The sequence below is a fragment of the Cupriavidus sp. F041 genome, from assembly GCF_057814235.1.
Genome location: NZ_JBVASY010000005.1, coordinates 40,340 through 54,737, shown reverse-complemented (window position 1 = coordinate 54,737; position 14,398 = coordinate 40,340). Strand labels below are relative to the sequence as shown.

General features: G+C 64.4%; 11 protein-coding genes and 1 pseudogene. 3 read left to right on the top strand and 9 right to left on the bottom strand.

What is annotated here, in order from left to right; genetic code table 11:
• Positions 1–3: 3 nt before the first annotated feature.
• The 9 genes from ACZY0R_RS43015 to ACZY0R_RS42975 form a co-directional block, all read right to left on the bottom strand.
• Positions 4–1,008 carry a 5-oxoprolinase subunit C family protein gene (locus ACZY0R_RS43015; RefSeq protein ID WP_488867905.1) on the bottom strand — a complete coding sequence of 335 codons (1,005 nt, stop codon included), beginning with the start codon at positions 1,006–1,008 and terminating at the stop codon, positions 4–6.
• Positions 1,005–1,787 carry a 5-oxoprolinase subunit PxpB gene (pxpB, locus tag ACZY0R_RS43010; protein WP_488867903.1) on the bottom strand — a complete coding sequence of 261 codons (783 nt, stop codon included), beginning with the start codon at positions 1,785–1,787 and terminating at the stop codon, positions 1,005–1,007. Before pxpB ends, ACZY0R_RS43015 begins: the two co-directional genes overlap by 4 nt.
• Positions 1,784–3,010 (bottom strand): pyridoxal phosphate-dependent aminotransferase, encoded by a 1,227-nt coding sequence (locus ACZY0R_RS43005; protein ID WP_488867901.1) that lies wholly within the window; start codon positions 3,008–3,010, stop codon positions 1,784–1,786. The genes pxpB and ACZY0R_RS43005 overlap by 4 nt, the downstream gene beginning before the upstream one ends.
• Before the next feature lie 135 nt (positions 3,011–3,145).
• Complete coding sequence (locus ACZY0R_RS43000) at positions 3,146–4,600, bottom strand: N-acyl-D-amino-acid deacylase family protein (protein WP_488867899.1); 1,455 nt, start codon at positions 4,598–4,600, stop codon at positions 3,146–3,148.
• A 16-nt stretch (positions 4,601–4,616) separates the two neighbouring features.
• Positions 4,617–5,570: a dihydrodipicolinate synthase family protein gene (locus ACZY0R_RS42995; protein WP_488867897.1), complete on the bottom strand. Its 954-nt coding sequence runs from the start codon at positions 5,568–5,570 to the stop codon at positions 4,617–4,619.
• 32 nt (positions 5,571–5,602) lie between these two features.
• Positions 5,603–6,325 carry a GntR family transcriptional regulator gene (locus ACZY0R_RS42990; RefSeq protein ID WP_488867895.1) on the bottom strand — a complete coding sequence of 241 codons (723 nt, stop codon included), beginning with the start codon at positions 6,323–6,325 and terminating at the stop codon, positions 5,603–5,605.
• Between the two features lie 49 nt (positions 6,326–6,374).
• Positions 6,375–7,445 (bottom strand): ABC transporter ATP-binding protein, encoded by a 1,071-nt coding sequence (locus ACZY0R_RS42985; RefSeq protein ID WP_488867893.1) that lies wholly within the window; start codon positions 7,443–7,445, stop codon positions 6,375–6,377.
• 2 nt (positions 7,446–7,447) lie between these two features.
• On the bottom strand, positions 7,448–9,154 hold the full coding sequence (locus ACZY0R_RS42980; protein ID WP_488867892.1) for an ABC transporter permease subunit: 1,707 nt from the start codon (positions 9,152–9,154) through the stop codon (positions 7,448–7,450).
• A gap of 27 nt (positions 9,155–9,181) precedes the next feature.
• Complete coding sequence (locus ACZY0R_RS42975) at positions 9,182–10,231, bottom strand: ABC transporter substrate-binding protein (RefSeq protein WP_488867890.1); 1,050 nt, start codon at positions 10,229–10,231, stop codon at positions 9,182–9,184.
• A 68-nt stretch (positions 10,232–10,299) separates the two neighbouring features.
• Here ACZY0R_RS42975 and ACZY0R_RS42970 point away from each other — a divergent pair, with 68 nt between their 5' ends.
• From ACZY0R_RS42970 to ACZY0R_RS42960, 3 genes and pseudogenes are all read left to right on the top strand, one after another.
• The gene (locus tag ACZY0R_RS42970) at positions 10,300–11,133 is read left to right on the top strand and encodes a LamB/YcsF family protein (RefSeq protein WP_488867888.1); all 834 of its coding nucleotides are present in this window, start codon (positions 10,300–10,302) and stop codon (positions 11,131–11,133) included.
• 83 nt (positions 11,134–11,216) lie between these two features.
• Complete coding sequence (locus ACZY0R_RS42965) at positions 11,217–12,119, top strand: dihydrodipicolinate synthase family protein (RefSeq protein ID WP_488867886.1); 903 nt, start codon at positions 11,217–11,219, stop codon at positions 12,117–12,119.
• Positions 12,120–12,250: 131 nt separating this feature from the next.
• Positions 12,251–13,649: pseudogene (locus tag ACZY0R_RS42960) on the top strand (ISNCY family transposase).
• Positions 13,650–14,398: the final 749 nt, after the last annotated feature.

Genomic DNA, 14,398 nt, shown 5'->3' with positions numbered 1-14,398 from the left:
GCGTTATTGGACGGGGAGGCCCAGCGCCTTCGCGGTCAGTAGCCTGACCCGGGCAAAGCGATCTTCGACTTCCAGGCAGAGTGCTTCTGCCTCGGCTTGGGTGACGGCCTGGAAGCGCAGCGCATCGCCTGGCAGGGCCTGCGCCAGCGAGGGCAGGTCGGCACTGGCGACATAGGCCAGCTTCGGATACCCGCCGGCGCTCTGGCGGTCGGCCATCAGCACGATAGGACTACCGCCCGGCGGCACTTGGACGGTGCCAAAGGTCACGACTTCGGAGATCATTTCCAGTGGCTGCTCCAACAGCAGCTCGGGGCCTTCCAGCCGGTAGCCCATGCGGTCGGATTGCGCTGAAAGCCGGAAGCACTCGGATTCGAAGTCGCGCTGCGCCTGGCTGGTGAAGGAATGCCACTGCGGGCCAGGTACGAAGCGCAGCGCCTGCGTGGCGGATGACAGTGGTGTGGTGTCCGGCACCGCTGCGGCGACGAAGGGCATGCCACTCTGGATCATCATGCGCTCGAGTTCCAGAACTTCTCTCCTTGGCGACGCCACTGGCACCCGGTCGCCACGGCGCAACGCGCGGCCTTCGAAACCACCGAAGCTGCCGCGCACGTAGGTGCTGCGGCTGCCGAGCACGAGCGGGGCATCGAATCCACCCCGCACCGCGAGATAGAGACGGGCACCCGCCCTGCGCTCGCCGAACTCCAGGCGTACGCCGTGGCGCACCACGACGGCACAGTGCATCGGTATCTCCGCACCGCCCGCAGTGACCCGCATATCCGCGCCGCTCAGTGCGATCAGGGTGTTGCGGGAGAAGCTGACGCTGGGGCCCTTCAGCGTGCACTCAAGGGTAGCGGCGTCCTCGCCATTGCCTACCAGGGCATTGGCGATGCGGTGCGCCCACTCGTCCATCGGCCCGTTGACCGGCACGCCATAGCTCTGGTAGCCGTTGCGCCCCGTGTCCTGGAGGAGGGAAAACACCCCGGGCTTCTCAACCAGCATATGGTTCATTGGCGTGGCTCCAGCAGCTCTTCGAACTCGCGCGGCGAGATCGGCACGAATTGCATGTGGTCGCCGATCTGCAAACGCGTCGGAGGGCTCTTGCGGATGTCGAACAAGGTCCAGGGCGTGCGGCCGATGAGGTTCCACCCGCCGGGGGATTCAGTCGGGTAGATGGAGGAGATCCCGTTGGCGATCGCCACAGACCCGGCCGGCACACGGGTACGCGGCACTGCGCGCCGTGGCACCTGCAGCCTGGGATCCAGCGGTCCCGCGAACGGGGTGCCTGGCGCGAAGAAGAACGTATAGAGGACAAGCGGCGCGGCGGTATGCAGGCGGATGACCTCACTGGTGGAGATTCCGCATTTGTGCGCGACGTCTTCCAGATCGGGGCCGTACTCGCCGCCGTAGCACACCGGAATTTCCACTAGGCGCCCGGAGCCGGCGATCCTGGGCACCCCGTGTGACAGGAGCTGGTCTATGGCCGCGCTCAGGGACTGGGAGGCGGAGCCCTTGCCCAGTGGCAACTGCACGGGCCGGTAGTGGACGGCCACCGTGGTGAACGCGGGCACCACGTCGATGACGCCGGGCAGGGCGCGGCTGGACAGCCATACCGTCACCGCGTGCACCGTCTGGCTGACTTCGGCATCAACCCGGTTGCCGAGGCGGATCAACAGGCAGCGGTCGCCGGCGGGCTCGATGAGCCATCCGTCGCGCAGGTGCTGGTGCGCAGGCCCGGGCTCCGCCGCGCTCCCGGTATGCGCCGGTGCATTCATGTCCGCTGCTTTCATGGCCTGGACAGCCTGCAGCAGGCCTGGGCGATCTGCTCGCATGCCATGCGCAGCCGGTCATCGGAAACCGCATAGGCAAACCGCAGGTACGGCGCCAGGCCGAATGCCGTGCCAGGCACGACCGCGACACCCGCTTCCTCCAGCAGGTAGCGCGCCAGGTCCAGATCGCTTTCGATGAGGTTGCCGCCCGGCGTGCGCATGCCAATCGTCCCACTGCAATCCGCATAAAGGTAGAAGGCCGCGGGCGGCGTGCGCATGGTCAACAGCGGTGCCGCCCCCGAGAGCAGATCGATGGCGAGGTCCCGGCGCCAGCGCAGACGCACCATCCAGTCCTCCAGGAAATCCTGCGGCCCGTCGAGCGCGGCGATGGCGGCGACCTGGCTAACCGAACTGGGGTTGCTGGTGCTTTGGGATTGCAGCATCTCCAGCGCTTTGATCAGCCACAGCGGGCCGCCGGCATAGCCCAGCCGCCACCCCGTCATGGCGTACGCCTTGGAAACGCCATTGATGGTGAGCGTGCGCGCCTTCATGTCCGGTGCCGCCTGCGCGAAGGAGAAGAACTCGCCGTCGAACACGATCTTCTCGTAGATATCGTCGGACATCACCAGCACGCGGGGGTGCGCGCGCAGCACGTCCGCCAGCCCCCGCAGTTCGTCGGCGGAGTAGAGCGATCCGGAAGGATTGCAGGGCGAGTTCAGCATCAGCCAGCGTGTCCTGGGCGTGATGGCGGCGGCGAGTGCGTCCGGCGTCAGCTTGAAGCCGGCATCGGCCTCCGGCGTCACCACCACCGGCGTGCCCCCGGCAATGCGCACCATCTCGGAATAGGACACCCAGTAGGGCGCCACGACAATGGCCTCGTCCCCGTCGTTGACGGTGGCCAGCAGGGCATTGAAGAGAATCTGCTTTGCGCCCGTCGCGGCAATGACCTCGCTCTCGTCGTAGTGCAGGGCATTGTCACGCACGAATTTGCGCACGATCGCGGCCCTGAGTTGGGGCGTGCCTGCCACGTTTGTATAGCGCGTATGCCCGTCCATGATGCCGGCGACGGCAGCTTGCCGAATGTGCGCGGGTGTATCGAAGTCGAGTTCTCCCTCGGCCAGGCTGATGACTGCGCGCCCTTGCGCTACCATGAGGCGGGCGGCTTCGGCAATAGCCCCCGTGGCCGACGGCCGCGCGGCGCTCAGGCGGGACGCCAGGCGGGTATCTAAGCTAAGAACAGACATGGCTTGCGCTGCTTTCCTATACGCGCCCATGGGCATCGAGCGATCGCCCATGGCATTGCGTTGGTGGTTGATATGAGGCTTGTGTGCCATTGGTATGCCAATGGAGTGCAAGCAATACACGTGCCAAACGGATTGCTACGCTTGCACGGCCTGTGATGGCGTCCTGGTCAATACACGTCCCGCGCGATCGTCGCGTGCTTCTCCCTTTGCGAAAGCCAGCCGTCCGTTGACCCAGACGCTCTCGATACCCGCCGATAGCGTGGCCGGCTTGGCAAAGGTCGCGCGATCCCCGACCGTGTCGGGGTCAAACAGCACAAGATCGGCCGCCTGGCCGACGGCGATATGGCCGCGGTCGGCGATGCCGAGCTCGCCGGCGGTGAGGCCGCTCATCTTGTGGATTGCCGTTACCAGCGGGAAAAGCCGTTCCTCGCGCGAGTAGTGGCCCAGCACTCGGGGAAATGTCCCCCACAGGCGCGGGTGGGGATGCTCGTCGTGCGGCATGCCGTCCGAGCCGATCATGGCTTTGGGGAAGGCGAGGATGCGGCGCACGTCAGCCTCATCCATCATGAAGTAGACGGCGCCGGCCGGTGCCAGGCGCGCGGCGGCTTGTTCATCGTCGCAGCCCATCTCGCGCGCAATATCGGCGAGCAGCCTGCCGGCATGCTCCGGATGCGGCGTGGACCAACTGACCATCACGGCGGCCGCGCGCGCCACGAACTCCGGCCGCAGTACAGTGGAGGACGCGTTGTAGGGGTAGCAATCAAGCGATATCGGCTGCGTTTGCATCGCGGCTGCGATGTGCTTCAGCGTCTCGGCGGAGCGCCCGTGATTGGCGATGCCCGCCAGCTTGTGGTGCGAGATCAGTACGCGTACGCCAAGCCGCCTGCCTATCTCGAAGGTTTCATCCAGCGCATCGATGATTTTCTCGGCTTCGTTGCGCATATGGGTGGCATAGAGCGCGCCATGGACCCGCAGGGGCTCGCCTACCGCGACGATTTCGTCGGTGGTGGCAAGCCGCGCGGGCGGATAGAAGGTGCCGGTGGACATGCCCCAGGCACCTGCCTCGAGCGCATCGGCCAGCAGGCGCCGCATGGCATCGCATTCGGCGGGGGTTGCCGGGCGTTCCAGGTTGTCCATGACGCTGGCCCGCAACGTCAGGTGGCCCACAAGGCAGACGGCGTTGACCGCAGTCCCGCTCGCATCCAGGGCGCGGAGGTAGTCGCCGAAGGCCGGAAAGCGGAGCCATTCCGGCGTGGCGATCAGGTCCAGCGGAGGCGGTATGGCGGTTCCCGGCCGTGCAGGCGCCAGGCTGAGTCCACAGTTGCCGGTGACGACGGTTGTCACGCCCTGGGACAGCTTCGCCGTCATCGCGCCCGGCATCAGCAGGGCGCGGTCGTCGTGCGTATGGACGTCGATGAAGCCGGGCGCGACAACCCGGCCACGGCCATCGATGCATTCCACCGCGCTGGCGTGGGCAAGCTCACCCACGGCGGCGATCTTCCCGTCCTTTACGCCAACGTCGCCAACGAAGGCGGATCTGCCGCTGCCGTCCACGATCGATGCGCCGGTGATGCAGAAGTCGAAAGTCATGCAGTTTCCCCTGGCGTCAGTGACCAGCCTGGCCGGCGTTCGCCAAACTTGCTTCCACGCGGCCAATCAGCCGCTCGAGCTCCGCAAGGTCAGTTGCGTCCAGCACCGGTCCGGGCTTGCGCACCGCGGCACTGGCAATCGCGCCGCGCCGGCGCAGGGTTTCCTTGCGCAGTGCCAGGCCGATGCCGTACTGGAACTCATGGCGCAGCAGTGGCAGGTACAGGTCGAACAGGTCTTCGGCTTCACCGGCCTTACCTTGGGCGAAAAGGTCGCAGACCTGGACCAGCATCTCAGGGTAGGCGAAGCCGGTCATCGCGCCATCCGCGCCCCGCAGCATCTCCTGCGGCAGGAATAGACCGCCATTGCCGGCCAGGATGCTGATGCGGCGCAGGCCTTCCGCGTCGCTTCGGGCACGAATCTGCGAGAGCTTGCGCAGGCCGGGTAGCTCCTCGTGCTTGAACATCACCACCTGCGGGAATTCCCGCACCATCCGCAGGACGACGTCGACCGAGGTGTAGACGCCGGTGGCCTGGGGGAAGTCCTGCAGGCAGATCGGCACATCCGGTCCAAGCAGGCGCGCAATGGCAGCGTAGTAGCCATAGACCTGGTCGTCGGTCCTGAGGTTTGCCACTGGCGCCAGCATGACCCCGGCCGCGCCGAGCGCCATCGAGGCCCTCGCCAAGCGCTCCACATGCTGATTCGACGCGTGGCTCACCCCGACGATCACCGGCACCCGGCCCTCGACCCGCTCGAGGACGCGGCGCACGAAGATCATGGACTCCTCCTCCGACAGCTTGGGCGCTTCGCCCATCATGCCGAGGATGGTCATGCCCGAGACCTTCTTGCCGAGGTAGAAGTCGACCACGCTGTCGGTGCTCTCCAGGTCGAGCGCCCCCTGTTCAGTGAAGGGGGTCGCTGAGATGATGAAGACGCCCTTAGCGCTTTCGTCAATGCGCAATGTAGTTGTCATGGATGAATCTGCTGGTTGATGGACACACAAAGTCACAAGTTTGTATGGCGTGCGACCAGGCCAGCGCGTGCGTTGGCTAGGTGCAGGCTCATGGCGGCGCGCGCCGCATCCGGGTTGCGCTCGACAATGGCCTGCAGGATGGCGATATGCTCGCGCGCGCAGGGCTCGAAGCGCTCGGGTGCGCCGTTCTGGTCGAAGCATCTGGCCTTGATGCGCAGGTCATGGATGGTCTGCGCCAGCATCTGGTTACCGCTGGCCGTGGCGACGGTGTCGTGCAGCAGGTTATCGATCCTGTGGTTCTCGTCCTTGGTGGTGTTGCGCGCCAGCAGATGCGCTTCCACCTGGGCGATGACGTATTGCGCATGCTTGGGGTCCATCCGGGTCGCGGCCTGGGCGGCTGCTTCGCTTTCCAGCAGGCCCCGCATTTGCAGGATCTCCAGGTACTGGCGCAGGGTGGGCTCCTTGATCATGAGTTGCCCGCGCGGCGTGCGTACGGCAAAGCCACCACCGATGAGCCGGCTCATGGCTTCGCGCAGCGGCGTGCGCGAGATGCCAAGCGTAGCCGCCAACGCGCGCTCCTGCAGCGGCGTCTCGGTGCGCAGGCGGCCCAGTTGGATCATCTCAAGCAGCGTGCTGTAGGCATCGCCCGCCAGGTCCGGGATGTCCCCGGCAGGCGTGGTTGAGATCAGCGCGATGTCTTCCGGCGCGCTTGCGGTAGCGCCGTGGTCTGTCTCGATCTTTGTCAGTGTTTTCATGTTGGTGCGGTAGTGAATATGCTGTCGCGCTGCTGGTGCCCATCTGCCTTCATTGGATGGCAAACGCCATGGCGTCGCCGGAGTTGAAGCCCCAGGCTACGAGCCGCCCGGGCTCGTGATCGGTATCGGTACCAGCGACCCCGGCGGGGGAATAGGCAACGATGGTCCTGTCCCGCCAGGCGATGAATACCTTCCAGTGCAGGCCGCAGAACGTCGAGGCCACCACGCGGCCCTCGTGCCGTACGTCAGACGCGCCAAGCTGCGTGCCAACGCGCACGTTCTCCGGCCTGATGCCGAGCACGCGGGTGGGTTCTTCGAGGAAGTTGCATTCACCCAGGAAGCCCGCGACGAACGGCGTGTCGGGCGAGCGGTACAGCGCCGCGGGCGCGCCCGCCTGCACGATGCGGCCCTGGTCCAGGATGACGATACGGTCAGACAGGTTCATGGCTTCCTCCTGGTCGTGGGTGACGAAAACCACCGTCAGGCCGAGGTCGTGGTGCAGCTTCTTGAGTTGCAACTGGATCGCCTGCCGCAGGTTCTTGTCGAGTGCGCCAAGCGGTTCGTCCATCAGCAACACGTCAGGCATGAAGACCAGCGCACGGGCCAGCGCCACGCGCTGCTGCTGCCCGCCCGAGAGCTCGCGCGGCAGGCGCGCTGCCAGGGCCTGCAGGCTCACCAGTTCGAGCGCTTCGCCGACGCGCCGCTTGATGTCGTCGTGGTTGAGGCGCCGCATGCGCAGCGCAAAGGCTACGTTCTCGAACACCGACATATGGGGGAACAGCGCGTAGTTCTGGAACACCATGCCGATATTGCGTTCGGCGATCGGCGTGTGGGTGACGTCACGGCCGGCGATATGCACGCTGCCGGTGTCGGGCGCTTCGAAGCCGGCGATGATCTTCAGCAGCGTGGTCTTGCCCGAGCCCGAGGCGCCAAGCAGGGTACAGAATTCGCCGCGTGCCACTGATAACGAGACATCCGGCAGCGCGACCGCGCTGCCATAGGACTTGCGCACGGCGCGCACCGAGATGTCCTTGCCCTGGGCCTCGGGGCGCTCGGAGAGCTGCAGCACCGGCGGCGCCGCAAAGGGCGGGGGCGCGGTTGGCGAGAGGGTGGCTTGCATCGTCATGCTCCTTTCTTCTTTCCCAGCAACTGGTTGGCCATCAGGATGAGCGCGGTGGCGGCAATCAGCACGCAGGACGCGGAGATCACCGTTGGATCGAAATCGTGCGCCAGGCCCTCGTACATCAGCTTGGGCAGGGTGCGGTTACGGATGGTGGTGAGGAACAGCGCCATCACCACATCGTCGAACGAGGTCACGAAGGCGAACACCGCGCCGCCGACGAGGCTGGGCAGCAGCGCCGGCAGCATCACCAAGCGGAACATGGTCGGCCACGAGGCGCCCAGGCTCAGCGCCGCCAGCTCCAGGCTGGGATCGAAGCTGCGCAGTGCGGCGCGCACCGTGATGTAGACGTAGGGCGTGGACAGCACGGTGTGGCCGATGACGATGGCCAGCGAGTTGGCGACCCAGCCGAGCGGCGCCAGCAGGTAGTAGAGCGACACCGCAGTGATGATCGCCGGCACCGACATCGGGACGACGAACAGCGCATCGAGCCAGCCCTTGCGCGCCGACGCCATCTTGTGTACGCCTAGCGCCGCGGCGGTGCCAAGCAGGGTGGCGAGCACCGTCACGATCGCGCCCACGCGCAGGCTGGACCAGAGGGCATCAAGCCATTTGGCGTCGTCGAAGAAGCTGGCGTACCAGCGCAGCCCATACTGCGGCGGCGGGAACACCGGGAAATCGGTGGTGCCGAAGCTCATCGGGATCACGATGACGATCGGCAACACCAGGAACACGGCGCAGGCGATGCCGGCGGCTACGGCGAGCCGCCCGCCCGGGGCGCGCCCCGTGCCCGGCGTGCTGCTGCCCTTGCCGGCCGAACCGGCGATCAGCTTGTCCAGGCCGAACAGGCGATTGAAGAGCCACAGCGACGCCAGCACGGTGAGCAGCAGCACGGCGGCCAACGCCGCGGCCAGGCCCCAGTTCAGCTCCTCGGTGATGTTGTAGGAAATCAGCTCTGCCACCATGCGCTGGGCCGGTCCACCCATCAGCGAGGGCGTAATGTAGTAGCCCACCGCGTTCATGAAGACGATGATGCCGCCCGCCACCACCCCGGGGCTGGTCAGCGGCAGCACCACGCGGCTGAAGATGCTCACCGATCCCGCGCCGAGACTCTGCGCGGCCTGCACCAGAGTGTGGTCCAGCGAGCGGAACGAGGCATAGAGCGGCAGCACCACGAAGGGCATCAGCACATGGGTCATGCCGATCATCACGCCGGTGAAGTTGTAGAGGAAGGCCATCGGCTGGTCGAGGATGCCGGCGCCGGTCAGGAGGGCGTTGAGCGGCCCGTTCTTGCCCAGCAGCGCGATCCAGGCGGAGGTGCGCACCAGCGCGCTCGACCAGAACGGGAGCAGCACCGCGAAGAACAGCAGCCTGGCCACATTGGGCCGCACGCTGGCCATCAGGTAAGCGAGCGGGTAGCTCATCAGCACGCAGGACAGCGTCACCGCCGCGGCGATAGTGAACGTATTGCCCAGCACGATCCGGTAGATCGGCGTGTCGATCAGGTGGCGGTAGTTGGCCAGCGCGGCCACGCCGTCCTGATAGAAGCCTTCCTTGAGCAGGCCCGCGATGGGCCCGACAAAGAAGCACAGCAGGAAGAGCAGCAACGGCAAGGCAGCGAGCACCGCCGCGCGGCTCGGGCGGCGGCGTGCCTGCCTCGCGGCGGGTGCGGTCGCGGCAGGAGGAAGGGGAAGGGCGGTGCCTGTCATGATGCAGTTACCTCGCGGCGGTACGAATCAACGTGCGCGGATCTGGTTGTAGCGCTCGACGATGGCCGGCCCCTGCTTTTCCCAGAACTCGGAATCGAGGAACAACGCGCTCTTCAGCCGCTCTGGCGTGGAAGGCAGGCGCTGCTTGCGAGCCTCGTCGATCAGGGGAAAGGCGGCTTCGGTGGTGGGGCCGTAGGCGATGTGCTTGCTGAACTCGGCCTGGTTCTTCGGCTGGATCATGTAGTTCAGCAGCTTCAGGGCTTCGTCGCGATGAGGCGCACCCTTGACCAGGGCAAAGTAGCCAACCTGCGCCACGGCGTTGCCCCAACCCATCTGGATCGGCAGCCCGGAATCGATGCCGGCCTGGAAGCGGCCGTTCCAGCCCAGCGCCATGACGACCTCGCCGCTGCCCAGCGCGTTGACCGGTTCGGCGCCGTTCTTCCACCACATGGCGACGCTTGGCTTGATCTTCTCGATCTGCTTCATGGCGCGGTCCACGCCCGCGGGCGTGGCGAGCACCTTGTAGACGTCGGCGGGCGCAACGCCGTCGGCGATCAGCGCGGCCTCGATGACGGTGGCCGGATCGTCCTGCAGCGTGCGCTTGCCCGGGAATTTCGCCACGTCCCAGAAATCCGCGAAGGTGGATGGCTGGGGCTTGCCGGTGGGGAATGTCTTGGACGAAAAGCCCACCACGGTCGAGAAAATCTCGGACGGCACGCCATAGTCATTGCGCGCGCCGCGGATTACGTGCTTCTGGTCCACCATCTCGGGCGTGATCTTTTCGAACACGCCCAGCTTGACGCCGCGCGTCAGCCGCGCGCTGTTCTCCGTCACCACATCCCAGTTCACGGTCTTGGTGTCGATCATGGCGCGAATCTTTGCGACTTGCGGATCGGTGTCTTCCGTCACCTTGACCCCGGTGTCCTTGGCGAACGGCTTCAACCAGGCCTCGCGGATCGCGCCCTGATAGGCGCCGCCCCAGCTCGCGAAGTTCAGCTCCGCCGCGTTGGCGGTACCTGCCAGCAAGGCTGCGGCAACTGCCACAGTGCTAGCTATTTTCTGCAACTTGCTTGTCATGCTTTCTCCAGTCGAAACGCCCGTTTTCGGGAATACGGCCACCAAGATTCTGTCGCCCGCCAAATGGCATGCATTTTGCGTGCCAGTGGTATACCAAGCGGCGCCGAGTGGCGTTTCGGAGGATGAAAGTGCAGCAAGTCGATCTGAATTCAGACCTAGGCGAGAGCTTCGGCCCTTATGAAATAGGGGACGACGGCGCGATGCTGGCCATCGTCACGTCGGCCAACGTGGCCTGCGGCTTTCATGGCGGCGATCCCGTCGTCATGCACCAGACCGCGGCCCAGGCACTGTCGCGAGGCGTCGATGTTGGTGCGCACCCTGGCTTTAACGATCTGTACGGTTTTGGCCGGCGCAAGATCGTCGGAGACAGTCCGCCCGACATCGAGAAGATGCTGATCTACCAGATTGCTGCGCTGCAGGGGATGGCGCAGGCCGTCGGCCATCGCGTGACGCACGTCAAGCTCCATGGTGCCCTCGCCACGCTGGCCTTCGAAAGCGCGGAGCTATCCGACGCACTTATCGGTGCCATGCGCGCCCTCGACCGGGATCTCGTCCTGGTCTGCTCGCCGCACAATGAAACCGAGCGCGCGGCCCGCCGTGGCGGCGTCCGCATGGCCTGCGAGGTCTTTGCGGACCGTGTCTATGGCGACAACGGCTTAACGCTGCCGCGGAACCAGCCGGGCGCGGTCATCCACGACCCGGCTGTTGCGGCCGCGCGTGCCTTGCAGATGGTTCGGGAGCAGGCGATTCATACCGTTGGCGGCCGCAAGGTCGACATGCGGGTCCACACGATCTGCGTGCATGGCGACAACCCGCAGGGGGTGGCCATTGCCAGAGCGGTGCGCGCCGCGCTGGAAGGCGAGGGCGTGCGCATTCGTCCGATCAGCCAGCTCGATTTCTAATCCCATTCGTATTCCAGCCGATTCCTAGCTTGGCCCACTTACATTTTTCCATCGCAATCGCATCAACGTTGACCCGAGGCATTATGAAATCTCAAGATGAATCGCTGGCGCGCACCCGCGGCCTGTTCAATATCGCAGTCACTCCTTTCGCGGCGGATGGCAGTCTGGACCTCCGCTCGCTGACGGAGAACATCGAGCGCATGCTGAGCCTGGGCTACGATGGCCTCCTGATTGGCGGCACCTACGGTGAATTCCCGGCCATGGATACCGCAGAGCGCGCCACGCTGTTCCGCCACGCAATGGAAGTCGTGGGCGATCGCGTGCCTGTATTGCTGTGCACCGCACATGCCGACGTGCGCGTTGTGAAGGAACTGACCTCGTTGGCTGGCGAACTGGGCGGACTGCCCATGCTGATGCCGCCGTTCGTGTCGGAAGTCACCGATGACCAGATCGAGCGGTTTTTTAAGGAAGTGGCACCTCTCTCCAGGACCGGCGTGATGATCTATAACGCGCCGGGCGTCGGTATCACGCTATCGGTGCCGCTGATCGAGCGCCTGTGCGATGTGCCGCAAGTGGTCGCACTCAAGCAAGGCGATCTCAATCCGACAACGGTCGATCAGCTCGTCGGACGCGTCAGCGGCCGCATTCGCGTACTGGCCGCGTCCGATCTCGTGATGCTTGGGCCCCTGGTGCTAGGTTTCGACGGTGTCAGCTCGACCAACAGTTGCGCGCTGCCTGAGTTGGTCAAGGCTACCTACGATGCGGTGCGCAATGGCAACGCGACGGACGCCGGCGGCCTGCATCGTCGCTGGTACCCCATGCGGGCGGTCGCCCGCAAACTGGGCCAGCCTCAGTCCACCAAGGCTGCCATGAATCTGCGCGGCTGGCGCGGTGGCCATGTGCGGCATCCGCTGCGAGATCTCGATGCCGACGGGATCGAAGCCGTGAGCGAAGCTTTGCATGCCAGTGGCGTGGTTACCATCTGACGACGACAGTGGCGCAGCTAGTGTTACGGCCAAATCAGAATGTCCGGTTTCAGCAAAGTTGAAATGTCCGCCTGAGGCGCCCTTCATGGTATTCAGCCTACCCGGTTGAATGCATAAAAGGACGCCCGGCGATGGCTGGAACCGAGGTCATTACAGTAAGCATGCGTGAGTTAGATAGGCTCAAGACCGTCCAGGCGGTCGTGGATAATTGCGGGCCGGGGTAGCTGCCGAACGGCTGGAGAACACGGATCGGCAATTCCGGCGGCTGCTGGAGCGCTACAGGCAGGAAGGCGCATCCGGGCTGGTTTCTCGCCGGCGCGGTCGACCCAGCAACAATCGGATGCCAGCGGACCGCGAATCCGAATCCCTCAGCCTGATTCGGGAACACTACGCCGATTTCGGTCCAACTCTGGCGGCCAAGAAGCTGCGAGAGCGCCATGGACTGACGTTGTCCAAAGAATCGATCCGCCGACTGATGACGGCAGCCGGCCTGTGGGTGCCGCGCAAACAGCGGCCGCCGAAGGTCTACCAGCCTCGTAATCGGCGCGCCTGCTATGGCGAACTGATTCAGATTGATGGCTGCGATCACCACTGGTTCGAGGACCGAGCGCCGGCGTGCACGCTGCTGGTCTCTACGTGGATGACGCTACCAGCCGGATCATGGGGCTGCGCTTTACCCATACGGAGTCTACGTTCAGTTAATTCGCTGCGACGCGGAGATATTTGGAGCGCCACGGCAAGCCGGTGGCGCTCTACGGCGACAAGGCCAGCGTCTTCCGAGTCAACCATCCCAACGCCACCGGGGGCGACGGTCATACTCAGTTTTCCCGGGCCTTATTTGAGCTCAACATTGAAGGCATCTGCGCCAACAGCAGCCAGGCCAAGGGACGCGTTGAGCGGGCGCACCTGACGCTGCAAGACCGGCTGGTAAAGGAACTACGTCTGCGAGGCATCAACACGATGGAGGCTGCCAACGGCGTTTGCGCGTGAATTCATCGACGACTACAACGAGCGCTTTGCTAAGCTGCCGCGTAACAACCACAACGCCCATCGGCCGCTGCGATCTGATGAGAAACTGGATCTGATCTTTGCGTGGCGAGAGCCCCGTCGAGTGTCCAAGAGCCTGACATTCCAGTTCGACAAAATGCTCTATCTGTTGGCCGATACGCCGGAACATCGCAAGCTTGCCGGTCGCTACATTGATGTCTATCACTACCTGATGGGCGGATAGAACCGCGGACGAACGGCGTTGCTTTAACCTTCACCACCTATGACAAGTTGTCGGAAGTGAATCAGGGCGCGATCGTGGACAACAAGCGCCTCGGACATGTGCTGCAGTTGGCCCAATACGTTCAGGAAAAGCGCGACAACACACGATCTCTCTCTTTGCCTGCCACTGAAGAGCCGCCCCGCAAGCGTGGGCGGCCACCTGGCAAAATGTCCCAACGCTCGCCGGATCAGAGCGATATGTTGGAAGGGCTAAAGCGCTTGCAGAAGCAGCCGTGGTCGCTTAACGGAACGGAGAACTGATCTTGTGGCCGTCCGGAACGTCCAGAGGAAAGGGAGCGTGTGGCGAGGTCCAGTAGTGACCGGCTGGTAGAGGCGTGATCGTTTTTCGGGACATTCTTTTCAGCACCGCAACGCAGTGTCACTCAACCTGCTATCCGGCTTGTGATTGTCGCCGTTGTCTCCCGGCAAGTCTATCTGCGGGTCGGCGCGGAATCTGGCATTGCCGCCGCAGATGAGGACGGCGCGGCAGCGATGTTGGTCCGCCGCGAGGCACTGCACAGCCGCCTGCAGAATCGCCAAGTTTCCAAAGACGCCGCGGATGGTGCTGAGGAGCCGCCAGCCCGTTGTATGGAGTCCTGAGCGCGCTGCAAGAATCCTAACCCACCCGCAGATCACGCACTGGCCTCTCTTGGCGGCTTTTCGCCTGCATGCAGGTCGGCATGCGGCGGTACAGTTCGTCGGAGCGTTCGCGGATGATCTGATATTTCCTCGCGCCCGAGTTCAGTCAGGCTGTAGCAGCCAAATTCAGATCGCCATACTATACGGCGCAAGCAATGACCGGGGTGCCATACCTCTCGATACCGGGGGAGCGCCCTGATTCAAGGCAGAAGTGGATCTTCGACAGCGCTTGCCGGTTTTTGCAAGCGAACAATGTGACTCTTGAGCAACTTTGACTGCACCGTAACCTGCTGATTTATAAATTTATAAGGAAGCTGTTGGTTCCGGCTTCGCTGGGCCCGTCGCATGTGAGTTCAAATTTGAGTAAATCT

What these genes read in the sequence shown, in the direction of transcription:
- ACZY0R_RS43015 (WP_488867905.1), bottom strand. Translation starts at nt 1,008, where the DNA reads ATGAACCATATGCTGGTTGAGAAGCCCGGGGTGTTTTCCCTCCTCCAG.
- pxpB (WP_488867903.1), bottom strand. Translation starts at nt 1,787, where the DNA reads ATGAAAGCAGCGGACATGAATGCACCGGCGCATACCGGGAGCGCGGCG.
- ACZY0R_RS43005 (WP_488867901.1), bottom strand. Translation starts at nt 3,010, where the DNA reads ATGTCTGTTCTTAGCTTAGATACCCGCCTGGCGTCCCGCCTGAGCGCC.
- ACZY0R_RS43000 (WP_488867899.1), bottom strand. Translation starts at nt 4,600, where the DNA reads ATGACTTTCGACTTCTGCATCACCGGCGCATCGATCGTGGACGGCAGC.
- ACZY0R_RS42995 (WP_488867897.1), bottom strand. Translation starts at nt 5,570, where the DNA reads ATGACAACTACATTGCGCATTGACGAAAGCGCTAAGGGCGTCTTCATC.
- ACZY0R_RS42990 (WP_488867895.1), bottom strand. Translation starts at nt 6,325, where the DNA reads ATGAAAACACTGACAAAGATCGAGACAGACCACGGCGCTACCGCAAGC.
- ACZY0R_RS42985 (WP_488867893.1), bottom strand. Translation starts at nt 7,445, where the DNA reads ATGCAAGCCACCCTCTCGCCAACCGCGCCCCCGCCCTTTGCGGCGCCG.
- ACZY0R_RS42980 (WP_488867892.1), bottom strand. Translation starts at nt 9,154, where the DNA reads ATGACAGGCACCGCCCTTCCCCTTCCTCCTGCCGCGACCGCACCCGCC.
- ACZY0R_RS42975 (WP_488867890.1), bottom strand. Translation starts at nt 10,231, where the DNA reads ATGACAAGCAAGTTGCAGAAAATAGCTAGCACTGTGGCAGTTGCCGCA.
- ACZY0R_RS42970 (WP_488867888.1), top strand. Translation starts at nt 10,300, where the DNA reads ATGCATTTTGCGTGCCAGTGGTATACCAAGCGGCGCCGAGTGGCGTTT.
- ACZY0R_RS42965 (WP_488867886.1), top strand. Translation starts at nt 11,217, where the DNA reads ATGAAATCTCAAGATGAATCGCTGGCGCGCACCCGCGGCCTGTTCAAT.